Origin of the sequence: Nostoc sp. C057, assembly GCF_013393925.1 — a bacterium.
Taxonomy (GTDB): Bacteria; Cyanobacteriota; Cyanobacteriia; order Cyanobacteriales; family Nostocaceae; genus Nostoc; species Nostoc muscorum_A.
The window spans coordinates 4,382,582-4,395,584 of the sequence record NZ_CP040281.1; the positions used below are offsets into that span (position 1 = coordinate 4,382,582).

Annotated in this window: 16 protein-coding genes and 1 pseudogene; 11 read left to right on the forward strand and 6 right to left on the reverse strand. The window is 38.1% G+C overall.

The genetic code is table 11. From position 1 onward, the window contains the following. Positions 1-37 precede the first annotated feature (37 nt). The 7 genes and pseudogenes from FD724_RS18760 to FD724_RS42100 form a co-directional block, all read left to right on the forward strand. Positions 38-514: a hypothetical protein gene (locus FD724_RS18760; protein WP_179073660.1), complete on the forward strand. Its 477-nt coding sequence runs from the start codon at positions 38-40 to the stop codon at positions 512-514. After that, entirely contained in the window at positions 511-1,761 is a 1,251-nt protein-coding gene (locus tag FD724_RS18765) for a Z1 domain-containing protein (protein ID WP_256874311.1), read from the forward strand. Before FD724_RS18760 ends, FD724_RS18765 begins: the two co-directional genes overlap by 4 nt. Before the next feature lie 50 nt (positions 1,762-1,811). Beyond that, the gene (locus FD724_RS18770) at positions 1,812-2,321 is read left to right on the forward strand and encodes a helix-turn-helix domain-containing protein (protein ID WP_179071244.1); all 510 of its coding nucleotides are present in this window, start codon (positions 1,812-1,814) and stop codon (positions 2,319-2,321) included. A gap of 83 nt (positions 2,322-2,404) precedes the next feature. Next, positions 2,405-2,581, forward strand: coding sequence for a hypothetical protein (locus FD724_RS18775; RefSeq protein ID WP_179073661.1), 177 nt, complete (start codon positions 2,405-2,407; stop codon positions 2,579-2,581). Continuing rightward, the gene (locus FD724_RS18780; RefSeq protein ID WP_179073662.1) at positions 2,571-2,990 is read left to right on the forward strand and encodes a XisH family protein; all 420 of its coding nucleotides are present in this window, start codon (positions 2,571-2,573) and stop codon (positions 2,988-2,990) included. Before FD724_RS18775 ends, FD724_RS18780 begins: the two co-directional genes overlap by 11 nt. Further along, entirely contained in the window at positions 2,978-3,313 is a 336-nt protein-coding gene (locus FD724_RS18785; RefSeq protein ID WP_179073663.1) for a XisI protein, read from the forward strand. Before FD724_RS18780 ends, FD724_RS18785 begins: the two co-directional genes overlap by 13 nt. A 206-nt stretch (positions 3,314-3,519) precedes the next feature. Further along, positions 3,520-3,615 (forward strand): annotated as a pseudogene (locus tag FD724_RS42100) (allophycocyanin subunit beta); the annotation flags it as partial. A 135-nt stretch (positions 3,616-3,750) separates the two neighbouring features. On the opposite strand, the gene FD724_RS18795 reads toward FD724_RS42100, so the two are convergent. Beyond that, positions 3,751-4,890 carry a sulfate ABC transporter substrate-binding protein gene (locus tag FD724_RS18795; protein WP_179075549.1) on the reverse strand — a complete coding sequence of 380 codons (1,140 nt, stop codon included), beginning with the start codon at positions 4,888-4,890 and terminating at the stop codon, positions 3,751-3,753. Between the two features lie 451 nt (positions 4,891-5,341). Between FD724_RS18795 and FD724_RS18800 the strand changes: the two genes are divergently transcribed. From FD724_RS18800 to FD724_RS18815, 4 genes are all read left to right on the forward strand, one after another. Next, on the forward strand, positions 5,342-6,490 hold the full coding sequence (locus FD724_RS18800; protein WP_179073665.1) for a sulfate ABC transporter substrate-binding protein: 1,149 nt from the start codon (positions 5,342-5,344) through the stop codon (positions 6,488-6,490). 154 nt (positions 6,491-6,644) lie between these two features. Further along, a complete protein-coding gene (cysT, locus tag FD724_RS18805; RefSeq protein ID WP_179073666.1) occupies positions 6,645-7,505 on the forward strand; it encodes a sulfate ABC transporter permease subunit CysT in 861 nt (286 codons plus the stop codon). After that, positions 7,492-8,364, forward strand: a complete 873-nt coding sequence (gene cysW / locus FD724_RS18810; RefSeq protein WP_179073667.1) for a sulfate ABC transporter permease subunit CysW — start codon at positions 7,492-7,494, stop codon at positions 8,362-8,364. Before cysT ends, cysW begins: the two co-directional genes overlap by 14 nt. Positions 8,365-8,456: 92 nt before the next feature. Further along, positions 8,457-8,723, forward strand: coding sequence for an NIL domain-containing protein (locus FD724_RS18815; RefSeq protein WP_179075550.1), 267 nt, complete (start codon positions 8,457-8,459; stop codon positions 8,721-8,723). Positions 8,724-8,846: 123 nt separating this feature from the next. On the opposite strand, the gene FD724_RS18820 is transcribed toward FD724_RS18815, so the two are convergent. The 5 genes from FD724_RS18820 to FD724_RS18840 all read right to left on the reverse strand — a co-directional run bounded on the left by FD724_RS18820 (position 8,847) and on the right by FD724_RS18840 (position 12,718). Then, positions 8,847-9,584: a type I restriction enzyme HsdR N-terminal domain-containing protein gene (locus FD724_RS18820; protein ID WP_256874312.1), complete on the reverse strand. Its 738-nt coding sequence runs from the start codon at positions 9,582-9,584 to the stop codon at positions 8,847-8,849. Positions 9,585-9,686: 102 nt separating this feature from the next. Beyond that, positions 9,687-10,211, reverse strand: coding sequence for a hypothetical protein (locus FD724_RS18825; protein WP_179073669.1), 525 nt, complete (start codon positions 10,209-10,211; stop codon positions 9,687-9,689). A 15-nt stretch (positions 10,212-10,226) separates the two neighbouring features. Further along, positions 10,227-11,020, reverse strand: a protein-coding gene (locus FD724_RS18830; RefSeq protein ID WP_179072334.1) for an IS5 family transposase whose coding sequence is annotated in 2 segments (ribosomal slippage) — positions 10,227-10,681 and positions 10,681-11,020 — 795 coding nt in all. Because the reading frame shifts where the segments join, the coding sequence is not laid out codon by codon here. 94 nt (positions 11,021-11,114) lie between these two features. Continuing rightward, the gene (locus tag FD724_RS18835; RefSeq protein ID WP_179073670.1) at positions 11,115-11,597 is read right to left on the reverse strand and encodes a hypothetical protein; all 483 of its coding nucleotides are present in this window, start codon (positions 11,595-11,597) and stop codon (positions 11,115-11,117) included. Positions 11,598-11,644: 47 nt separating this feature from the next. Then, positions 11,645-12,718: a hypothetical protein gene (locus FD724_RS18840; RefSeq protein WP_179073671.1), complete on the reverse strand. Its 1,074-nt coding sequence runs from the start codon at positions 12,716-12,718 to the stop codon at positions 11,645-11,647. Positions 12,719-13,003: the final 285 nt, after the last annotated feature.

Genomic DNA, 13,003 nt, shown 5'->3' on the forward strand with positions numbered 1-13,003 from the left:
TTTATTATTGATATAAATAATTTTTGGCAACAGTTATATGAGTATTAATGATCTAGAATTTCTGCACGGTGCAGCTTTTCTTCGACTACTGAAAGGAACATCTGATATCTCTATTAGTTATTTATCTTATATTCATTCATCTCTTTATACTATAAAAAGCTTAAATCAAGAATCAGCGATTCTATTTAAAATATCAAAAAAACCGACTTCTTCATGGTCATTTAGCTTCAGTTCACAGGAAGAAAATGCGCTGACAGCATTTCGTGAAAATTATCCTGATGTCAAACTTTTTATAGCATTGATTTGTCATCGGGATGGCGTTTGTTGTCTATCAGAAAAACAACTATGGACAATTATTGATCCTAGTGAGGGTTTAGCCAAGCAGCGTGTTTCTGTAAAAAGAGAAGTAAGAGGGAGTTATTATGTTAAAGGTACGGGGAGAGTTCCCTTAGAACATACAGTCCCTCAAAACAATTGGCCTGACGTAATTTTATCAACATCAAATAACCTATGACACATACTCCTATTGAAATTAATGGCGACTGTATTGATAGATTAATTAAGAGGTTAGAGAAACAAATCGGAGCAAAAGAAGCGAATCAACTAAAAAAAACTGCTATTGAAATTGTCCAAAATTGTGTCAATGTTTATTCAGAAAATTTTGGTATTGGTGATGTAGGGAAAAATAGTACAGGTTTAGTGGGTCAACCTTATAAGGGAACAGACGCTATTCCTAATGGAACAACTGGACTTATTTATGGTCGAGTTCAAAGCGGTAAAACCAATACAACTATTGCAACTTTAGCACTGGCTCATGAAAATAACTTTCGTTGTTTTATTGTCTTAACATCTAACAATACATGGTTAGGCGAACAAACTGCCAACCGTTTTAATAATCAAATCCAAGGAGGTCCAGTTGTTTTTGATTGGAAAGCATGGAAAGACGACCCAGTTGATTTTGCAAAAACTAAATTTACACGCTACATAAAAGATACAGGTGTGGTATTGGTCTCTACAAAAAATGTTCAACACTTGGATAAGTTACTGAAAGTTTTAAAAGCATCTAAGGTTAAAGATGTCCCCACATTAATTTTTGATGATGAAGCAGATAACGCTAGTTTAAATACGAATGAAGCTAAACAAGCTAAACAAGGAAAAGAACAAATTTCTGATAGTACAACTTTTGAAAAGATAGGTAATCTTCGTCAAGAAGTTGCTAATCATATTTATATTCAAATTACAGCAACTCCCCAAAGTTTATTATTACAAAAACTCTCTCATCCTTGTAAACCTCAATTTTGTGCGGCACTACCAGAACCAGGAGATACTTATATGGGAGGAGAATTATTTTTCGCTGAAAAAAGTAACTACTGCTGTATTGTAGATTCTGAAGAAATCGACGAACTCAAGAAAAAAAAAGGTGAAAATCCAGGTAATCAATGGATAATTCCTGAAGGATTAAGACTTGCACTTTGTTGCTTCTTTCTAGGCTCAACTTATAAAATGCTATCTTCTGGTCAAGAAGATGCAACATATTCTTTTCTTGCTCATATTTGTTATAAACAAGATATTCATAGTGTTTTAGAAAAAGTTATTAGTCAATTTGTAATTAATTTAGATCAAGCAATTCGAGATAAGAGTTCAGCAACCAAAAATAAACAAGCCATAAAATGGTTAGAACAAGCTTATAACGAGTTAAATAAAACAGTTGATAATTTACCACTATTTACTGAATTAATAAATGAATTAATACCAATTTAATATGAAGCTGCATATAATAGAGGAAACAAACTCGATAAATTAAAAGAACCATGAGCCGCCCTTTTAAGATTGAAATCGCAGAGAGCGAAGAAGAACTTAAAAAACGTTTACAAACAGCGAATTTAGGAACCCAGAAAGAAAAGCTTATTATGCTGTGGTGGATAAAAAGCGGGCAGGTTAAAGAGCAGCAAGATATTGGAAAACGCTTGGCAAGAGATACTTCAACGGTCACGAGATGGTTGCAGAAGTACAAAACTGATGGGATATCAGGCTTATTAGAAATCAAAAAAGCACCAGGAGCAAAACGGAAAATCGATGATGCTGCGATCGCAGCACTTGAGGAGGAGTTAAAAACAGGAAAAGGCTTTAGTAGCTATGGTGCAATAGTTGAGTGGTTAAAAGAAGAACATGGACAAGATATAGAGTATGCAACGGTTTATGCGTGGGTTCGATATCGATTGGGGGCAAAACTAAAAGTGCCTCGCCCTCAAAGCCATAAGCAGGACGAAAAGTTGGTATCTGAGTTTAAAAAAAACTCGGTATCATACTCAATTGTCTAGAAGAACATTTAGCACCCGGCAAGTGTGTTCGCTACCTGTGCCAGGATGAAACTAGGGTTGGACTCAAAACTCTTACAGGAAAAGTGATTACAGCTTTTGGAGTCAAGCCCACTGTTAAGGTGATATGGCCGAGGGAAAACTTTTGGATTTATGGTGCAATTGAACCATTAACTGGAGACCACTTTCTTTATGAATATCCAAAACTAGATGGCGAGTGTTTTCAACAGTTTTTGGAGCTATCTTCGACTAATGCCTGCTAAAGATATCTATCATGCCGCAGTCATTAAAGCACTTATAGCAGATGGTTGGACAATAACCAACGATCCCTTATACCTTGCATACGGGGGTAGAGAACTTTACGTAGATATTGGAGCAGAAAGAATTACCATTGCTGCTGAGAGGGATAATCAAAAAATAGCTGTTGAAATCAAAAGTTTTCTGAGTCCTTCTCCCGTGAATGATCTCCAGGAAGCTGTAGGACAGTATGAAGTTTATCGCAGCGTGCTTAAAGAAGTACAACCAAAACGCCAACTTTATTTAGCAGTTCCCAAGCGAGTTTACGAAGGTATATTTTCCGAACGCTTTGGTCAGCTAATTCTTAATAGTATAGGAATAAACCTAATTGTCTTTGACGAGCAACTAGAAAGGATTCTCAGATGGATAAGCTAGCTCGGTATCGTGAAATTATTCGTCAGTTGATATTTAACTATGCTGGTCACAAACCTGCTAATGGTCAAATAGAGACTGAAGCTGTCATTGACTCGGAGCGAGACCACTACGAAGTGTTACATGTTGGTTGGGATGGAGTGCGCCGCGTACATGCTTCGGTGGTACATATAGATATTATTAATGGTAAAGTGTGGATTCAATATGATGGTACTTCTCAGCCAGTGGCGGAGGCATTATTAGAAGCGGGTATTTTGCGCGAAGATATTGTTTTGGGTTTTCATCCTGCTGAACTACGGCAATACACGGATTTTGCTGTATCTTAATTATCTTTAATTGTGTATTCTCAAAGAAGAAAGAAGCAATAAACTTGATCCTAGCGATCGCTTTAGATGGCGATCGCAGATGAAAGAATCGACTTTAGAAAGGCTAAGAATTTTAAACAAGCTCTAGCTGATTTGAAAGTGCTGTTAGCGGTAGCAGGGCGTTTAGCCCGTGCTGAGTAATAATCATTGAGTGGCGATCGCTCTAAAAGGAACAAGTGACAGCCGCAGGCCTGATTAATTCTAGCTTTGCGGATGAACCGTTTAATCACATCACACGCGAGTTGAGCCAACAGGATATTTAGTAATTCAACAAACAGTATAAAATATAGCGATCGCACTTTTGTCTTTGTTGGGAAAGAGCGATCGCTTTTTTAATTCAAGTTTTTGCCGCTAAAGGACAATATCACGCCTTTCTAATCTAGATCAAAAAAGTTATGTTAGCGTTGTCCACTTTGTATTTTGTCGAAGATTGCGCCGTCATCGAAAAACTTCTTCTGAACAGTATCCCAGCCTCCCAAACTCTGAACGTTGTAAAGCTTAGAAATCTTGGGAAATTTATTCTGTACTTCCTTGATTACAGTAGAGTTAACAGGTCGAAAACCAACTTTGGCAAATTCACGTTGAGCTTCCGGTGTAAAAAGAAACTTTACGAAACCTTCCGAAACCTTGCGGGTACCGTGCTTGTCAACATTCTTATCCACAACTGCTACTGGGCCATCTATAGAAATGTTCACCTGCGGAACCACATAAGAAGGTGAAGTTTTTCCTTGTTGTGCTGCTAAGATAATCTCGTTTTCGTAGTTAAGCAGAACATCCCCTTGACCTTTTTTGTAAAAGACATCGCTCGATTCTCGCGCATCTTTAGGTAACACAGGGACATTGCGAAAGACTTGGGTAACATAGTTAAGAGCTTGAGCTTCACTTCCACCATTTTTGGTGATTGCACCCCACAAAGCTAGGAAGTTCCACCGCGCACCTCCTGAAGTTTTGGGGTTTGCTGTAATCACTTTGACCCCTGGTTTAGTTAAATCACTCCAATTCTGGATCTTTTTAGGATTACCTTCACGAGTTTCTAGAGCGACTACTGAGTGGGTAACAATTGAGTTATTTGATGCTTCCTTCTCCCAACCTGGTTGAATCAGTCCGGCTTTTTCAATTTTTTTGGTATCTAATGCCAGTGCCAAGGCTACAACATCTGCTTCTAATCCGTCAATTACTGCACGGGTTTGAGAGCCAGAGCCGCCATAGCTTTCCCTAATCACTACATCTTGACCTTTTTCGCGTTTCCATTTCGCTACAAATTCAGGAATGATTTTCTGGTAAGCGGCTTTGGTGACTGCGTAGGAAACCAAAGTTATTTCAACTGTCTTACCACCTTGACTAATCAATTGAGGCTTCTGGTTAATAGAAATAGTTTTATTAGCAGTCCCCGCAGCATAAGCAGGAATAAGGACACTTAAGCTCAAGCCAGTTGCTAATAAGAATGCAGAGGTTTTAGTTGAGGCAGGCTTTAATTGCAGAAATAGTTGTCTGGCTGGGCGGAAAACTTGTAACTTTTTGGCTTGCAGATGTGTCATAGAAGATGGATGTTGTGTAGTTGCTTGACCAAACAACGGTAATCCGGTCAAATTACCGTTGTTTATCTTTAGGAAGAGATTATCAGATTAATTCTCAAAATTCAACTATTTTTTATACTAAAAATTTTGATTTTTCCTGGGGAAACTCGTAGTGAAGATACGTAAAATATCCGACTACTATTTCAAATGAGGGAGAAAAAATAACTAATGTCTAATTCTCAATTCCCTAGCAAATTGCTTGATACATCAGCCAACCAATGTATCAAGCAATTTGATACTTGAAAATAAAAGTATTGTAATTCCTTACATAATTGGTAGAATCACCATATTCTTGATGAAGAATGTGAGGTTTATTGGTGTTTGCAACTAGTTAGATGTAATCATCCGGTATGATAAACACTATATAACTGTATTCCCATCAGTTATCTGTAGATTTAGCGGAGGAAATGGAATGAGTTTGTGGCAACACCTACTGAAAAGATTACAAGCGAGCGCTGAACATGGAACATATCGGTTCAGACTAAATTCGCTTAAAGGTTTTGTATCACTCTTTTTAGTAGGGACTGTATTGAGTGTGGCGCTTGCCGCCTGCTCTGGTGGAGGAACTGGGAATACTTCTTCTTCTGAAACCCCTAATGCTAGTGCTACTCCTGTGGCTGCAAACAAAGATAGTGTTGAACTAACTCTGGTTTCCTTTGCTGTCACCAAAGCGGCTCACGAAGCAATTATTCCTAAATTTGTAGAACAGTGGAAGAAAGATCATAACCAAACTGTCGTCTTCAAGCAAAGCTATGGCGGCTCTGGTTCTCAAACTCGCGCTGTTATCGATGGCTTGGAAGCAGATGTCGTCCACTTGGCACTAGCTGGAGACACTTCAAAGATTGAGAAGGCTGGATTGATTCAGCCAGGATGGGAGAAAGAAGTTCCCAACAACGGTATTGTCTCCAAATCAGTTGCAGCATTAGTAACTCGTTCCGGCAATCCTAAAGGCATCAAGAACTGGGAAGATTTAGCCAAAGACGGTGTAAAATTGATTACTGCTAACCCCAAAACTTCCGGCGGTGCTAAGTGGAATTTCTTAGCGCTATGGAATTCTGTGATTAAAGCAGGTGGCGATGAGGCTAAAGCTACTGCATTTGTGACTAAAGTTTACAAAAATGTGCCAATCTTGCCTAAAGATGCGCGGGAAGCTACTGATACATTTGCCAAGCAAGGGCAGGGAGATGTCTTAATCAACTACGAAAACGAAGTGATTTTGGCACAGCAAAAGGGCGAGAAGGTTGAGTATGTCGTTCCCGATGTGAATATATCCATCGACAATCCGATCGCAGTAGTAGATAAGAACGTCGATAAGCACGGAACCCGCGAAGTTGCTGAAGGTTTTGTGAAATACCTCTATACTCCAGAAGCACAGCAAGAGTTTGTCAAATTAGGATTCCGTCCTGTGGATGAGACTTTAGCTCAAACTAAAGAAGTCACAGACAAATTTCCCAAGGTGAAAACTTTGGGTACAGTTGCAGACTTCGGCGGTTGGAGTGCAATCGATAAGAAGTTTTTCGCCGATGGGGGCGTGTTTGATAAGATTCAAGCCCAAAAATAAACGGTAATTAAATAATTCGTAATTCGTAGTTATGACTTCACAACATTATTTTATCGAAAATTAAAATTTGTTGGAATGTCTTTGAATTACGAATTAGCAATTACGAATACTGGTAAAAAACTTCTTGTGAAATTTAAATTTTGAATTCTTGACTATGACGACTGTATCTTCTTCTTTGGAAGTTGAGCGCAAAACACCATTCTGGAAGAAATTGCGGCGGGTTCCCTGGACTTGGCGAATCACCATAGCATACCTGACAGTGATGTTGTTTATCCCCATAATTGCCATGTTCCTGAAAGCGAGTACGGAACCTCCGGCGAGATTTTGGGCGATCGCAACTAGTGATATCGCATTAGCCACCTATAATGTAACTTTTGTCACAGCAATATTTGCAGCCTTACTCAATGGCGTATTTGGTACTCTCATTGCTTGGGTTCTGGTGCGCTACGACTTTCCCTTCAAACGCTTGATTGATGCCACAGTAGATTTACCTTTTGCACTACCAACTTCGGTAGCAGGGCTAACCCTGGCAACTGTTTACAGTGATAATGGCTGGATAGGTTCGCTACTAGCACCACTGGGAATTAAGGTAGCTTTTACTCGCACAGGAGTAGCGGTGGCAATGATATTTATCTCACTACCCTTTATTGTGAGAACTGTGCAACCCGTACTTCAGGAAATGGAACATGAAATTGAAGAAGCATCCTGGTGTCTGGGCGCTTCTCAATGGCAGACCTTCTGGAAAGTAATTTTGCCACCTTTATTTCCGACAATTTTAACTGGTGTTGCCTTGGGTTTCTCCCGTGCAGTTGGGGAATATGGGTCAACTGTAATTATCTCTTCTAATACGCCCTATCAAGATTTGATCGCACCTGTACTGATTTTCCAACGGTTAGAGCAGTATGACTATTCTGGTGCAACAGTAATTGGCATAGTTTTACTATCAATTTCGTTGGTATTGCTATTGGCAATTAATTTCTTACAAGCATGGGCAAGGAGATATGACACTAGATAAGCCAAGTTTTTCATCTGTATCTGATACACATACAGCCAAGCCGAAAGAACAGAAGAGTTGGGTGCCAATAGTTTTAATTGGTATAGCGATCGCTTATTTAGCTTTAGTTCAATACATCCCTGCAATCAACGTTTTTGTTCAAGCCTTCAGCAAGGGAGTTGGGCCATTTCTATCCAACCTGACACGACCAGCTTTTCTCCATGCAGCTTGGCTGACACTTTTGCTAGCTGTAATTTCTCTGCCCTTGAATACAATATTTGGGCTATGTGCAGCTTGGGCGATCGCTCGTCATAAATTTCCCGGACGAGCCATAGTTTTGAGCATTATTGACCTGCCCTTTTCCATCTCGCCCGTAGTCGCAGGATTGATGATTGTGCTACTTTACGGACGCAATGGGTGGTTTGGCCCTTGGCTCCAGGCACATGATATCAAAATAATCTTTGCCTTTCCAGGTATGGTGCTGGCTACAGCCTTCGTGAGTATGCCCTTTGTGGCGCGGGAAGTGATTCCCGTTTTAGAGGAATTTGGTAAGGATCAAGAAGAAGCTGCTAGAACTCTCGGTGCGAAAGATTGGCAAATATTTTGGCGTGTCACCTTACCTAGCATCCGTTGGGGCTTGCTCTATGGTTTAATTTTGACCAATGCCAGGGCAATGGGTGAATTCGGGGCAGTTTCGGTGGTATCTGGCAACATTGCTGATCAAACACAAAGCTTACCACTGTTTGTAGAAGATGCTTACAAACAGTATGAAACCGAAGCTGCCTTCTCTGCGGCTGTATTGTTAGCATTGCTAGCAGTAGTAACTTTGGTGCTGAAAGAGATTTTAGAACGGAAAACCAGCATCAAAGATGTTGAATAGTTAGGTTTTGGGCATGGGGCATTGGGCATTGGTTATTCATCCTTGTTTCCCTCCACCCCTTTGCCCCCACTCCCCTCTACGGCTATTAACTAATTATGTCTAATAACACACCTACCAATAAACGGATTCGACTCAGAATTCCTAAAGACTATCACCAGGAACCTGTGATTTCTCGCCTAGTGTCTGACTACAATCTGACTGTGAATATCACAGCAGCCATTCTGGGAGCCAATGCTGTCGGGGATGGTTGGTTTGACCTTGAATTACAAGGAACAGATGCACAAATTCAGAGCGGACTAACCTATCTTCAGGACTTGGAGTTACAAGTCTGGGATGATACTAAAGCAACCGATTGGTAAGGGTTATACACGTCCTCATACCTAAATATAAACCTCTCTCTAAATCTCTCTCCTAAAAGGAGAGAGACTCTGAATTTCCCCCCTTACCGGGTCGGGAAGGGAGTTAGGGGGTTAGGTTTTTCTTTAATAGGCGATAGAAATTAGTTTTTCAAAATCTTGTGAATCAAAACTTTGTTGCTTTTCGGAGTTTTTAGCACATACATCATAGTACACTTTCTTCCCTTGCATATTGAATAAATATCCTGCTATTTCGGATTTTTGTTGTTTAAGTTTAAAAATTACCGTATTAGTTGTATATTTACCATATTTATTAATCAGATAAGCAAAACTATCAAAATTTCCGTTTTGAGCTTTTTCAAATTCTAATAAACTATCATCATCATTATTATTGCTTTGTGAAATTAATGTCTGTATGTCTGTAAGACTTTTGAGATGATTAACTTCAAACCGATCATCTTTTCTAGCAAAGGCAATAATTTCATGATAATTATATAAAATTCCCATGTTACAACAAGAATTTTTTAGATATCTTTCAATCTGATTGTAATGGCTTTTTAAATTCACATCATCTCGTTTTACTTCCACAATTATTAAAGGATAATGATGTGGTTTAAAATAATCATTTTTTTGCTTTTTGTATATTTCTATACCATGATTATTAGCTTCAACTGCGATATTAATAATATCTGGAAATAGCCCACTTTCCTTAATAAGAAAATGAATAAATATTTGTCTAACTAACTCCTCTGGTCTTCCATTAATTGGAATTTGTATTCCCCTAATTAAACATTTTGTATATTCTTGATAATCTTTTTGATATCTGCTGAGTTTTGTAGTTATTTCTTGTTTTAAATCAGTCATATATATTTTGATAGCAACTAATAATGGATAAAATAGCTTTAGAGACACAATTATATTGCGCCCTAAACTATGTATTAAATGTTCAATTGAGAAATTAATTGTCTATTTATGACCAGAAAAGCCTAGTATTTTGGTAATTAATTCTTTCCAATGATATTCAGCTTTGCTTTTTAAGAATGTATTTAAGTTCGTCTCTTTTTCAAGTTCTCGCTTAAATATCTGACATACATTATCTGTAAAAGTTTCCCCTTTTTTGTTGGGCTTACCTTTTTCAGCAATTAGAGCTTTCCAAAACTCAGATTTTTCGCTTCGGGGTAATAGTTTTCTCGTGACTTCTTCTTCAATTTCTGTGCCTACTTCATATATAAATTCGTCATATAATCCGTAAAACTCTTTGACTAATTCAGGGATAAATGTTTTTAAAGATTCATTCGCAGATGTAAGCTCATTCAGGATATCTTCTAATTCCTGTTTTACTTCTTTGGTAAATTTTCTCAGCATTTTATTTTCATCTATTCCCTCAGCAACAACCCTCGCATCGTAATATATATCTATATCTCTTGCCTCATAGTAACCAAAATTTCTATGGATAGCGTGTTTCGTGTTCCATGCCGGATAAGAGACCATTTATAAAGTAAATCTTTAGACGGCTAGACGACGTAACATAATACGAGTCATAACGGCATATATGGCAGCTTCACTCATTTCAGTCAGGCGTTCGTAATCTTTACTCAAACGATGGTACTGGTTAAACCAACCGAATGTTCTTTCTACTACCCAACGCTTGGGTAAAACTTCAAATTCTTTATTAGTACGGCGCATGACCTCAACATGAGCTTGAATCATCAACCAAACAGCCAGCGCAAACTTATCGCCGTCATACCCCGAGTCAACCCACATGACTTCAACTTTTTCTAATAATTCTGGGCGTTCTTCCACCAGTTCCATCAAGGCATACGCTGCAAGCACTCTTTCAGGAGCATTGCCTTCGCTCACAATCACTTTGAGCAATAGCCCAAGGCTATCAACGATTGTTTGGCGTTTTCTTCCTTTGACTAACTTGCCACCATCAAAGCCGTACACATCCCCCTTTTTTCAGTCGTTTTTACCGACTGACTATCTGCTGCGATCGCACTTGGTTGTGTTGACCTACCTAATTTTATGCGAACTTGATCGCGCAGTGTATGGTTTAATTTTTCCCAAACTCCCTTGCGTTGCCATTTACGGTAATAGCTGTATACCGTTGAGCTTGGCGGGAAGTCCCCCGGAAGCATATTCCATTGACATCCAGTTTTCAAATGATAATAGATGGCATTGCATATTTCACGCATATCTGTTGTGCGTGGATGCCCTCCTTCTTTAGCTGGTGGAATCAAGGGAGCCAAGATTTCCCACTCTATATCAGTTAAATCTGTGGGGTAAGACTTTCGCGCCATACCGACTATCTATGTAAATACACTGCACATGAAGTATTTTATCGTTATCATAACTCCTTTCTCCTGGCTTTTAGATTTACTTTATAAATAGCCTCTAAACAGTGCGATAATATTTATTAATATATTCATCAATAAAATCTTCATAAACAAAACTAGGTAATCTTTTACTTAAATCCTGTAAATCCTTTATCTTCTTTATGGCATTTTCAATTGCCTTGACTTCTGATTCCGTTAAAGCATTACCATTTCTGATTTTTGCAGAGCTTTCTTTGATATCCTTGAGTTCATCTAATAAAATATTTCGCCTACGTTTTACTACACCCGCTATAGCTTCGATAAATTCATTTTTATCTGCCTGTACATCTTCTTGATCACAGTCTTCATGTAGCTTAACTATGTCATTACGATAGTATCTCAAGGAATCAAAGAACAAAATATTGTCTGTGAAAAAATCTAAATTCAAATTTTTGAATGTAGCTTGAACTTCTTCTTGTCTGATTTTAATTCCTAAATCTCTATCTTCATTAGATCCATGCACTTTTTCAGGCTCATTTTTGTGAGGTAATACCAAAGTCACAAATCTATGATGAAAGTCTTTGGATTTAGATGTAAGATGATAACCTATTAATTTCCTAATACAGCGCTTCCGGCTATTATGCAATACAATTTTCTTCTTACCTCTCTCCTATCATAGCTTTCAGCTTTGAGGCTGTACCTCATAGCCGCCGGAAGTGCTGTATTAGCTTCAGGAGCATCATTAAAGGGAGTTACAAAGAGACAGATGGTATCCTGACTATCAATATATTTTTGTAAGTCTTTACGAATTGGGTTCTCATCAAGTCCTTTGGTATCAACAACTGAATCGAACTGAGACAAGTTGGAACCAGATAATATATCATCGCTCAGATAAAGATATATTTTCCTTGGAATCGCAAACTCCTTTAACTGAACATTATTGATGGCAGCAAAGGTATCTTTTATCCATTCTTGCTCATTATTATGGTTGTCAAACTCAATATTAGTAGTAGTTCTAGCTTCGAGATTTGCATTATTTAATGCAGTCTTTTTAAGTAATTCTACTCCTGACTCATCAAGTAATTCCTTTGCTTGATCAGTTATTATAATATTCTTTTTATCACCATCATAGACTGTTTTAGAAGTTATTTTAAGTTCTGTAACATTTCTAATAGCTCTCTCAATTTCTGTGGAAATGATTATTTTATCTTCTGACTGGGTATTATCTTTATTAGCAATAGAGTCGCAGAATTCAAAAACAATATTTTCCATCTCATCAACTGTATAAGGCTCTATCTCTATATAAGTTTTTTCAGATGCCTTAATAATTACTTCACATATAGTAGTTCTGCCCGCTCCCGTTGAGAGTAACTCTTTAGTTTCGGTTACATTTTTAGTTTTGCCATGAATTGTCTTGGAAACCTTGAAGTCACTTATTAAGTTAAAAAGATGACAGATGGCTGTAGTTTTTCCTTTACCAATAGTACCTATAAAAACAATTTTATATTTATCTATACTAAGAATTTTCTCGATTTCTTCTAATCTCTCTAGCTTTGAATTCAGGTTATTGATGCAAATATACTTAGGTATATTATTCTCTGGAACACCTGAAAGTTTACTGATTTCACGTCTTAAATTTTGCTTCAATGATGTAATTTCTTCTAGCGGCTGTGTCGTCAACATACTGTTTTCCCTATCTTGATGCTATTTACTTGATATCTGACTTTTCACGTCATTTAAGCACACGAAAAACCTAACCCCCTAACCCGCTTCCCGATGTGGGAAGGGGAAAATTCAAAGTCTCTCTCCTTTTAGGAGAGAGATTTAGAGAGAGGTTTTCCAGATACCGTGAAAAGTTAGACTTGATATTTGCAGTATGCCCACTATGAGATAAAACCTAACAAAATTCTGACAACACCACCTAACCAACCTGACTTCGGGAACCCTGTAATCACTAGGTAATGAGTA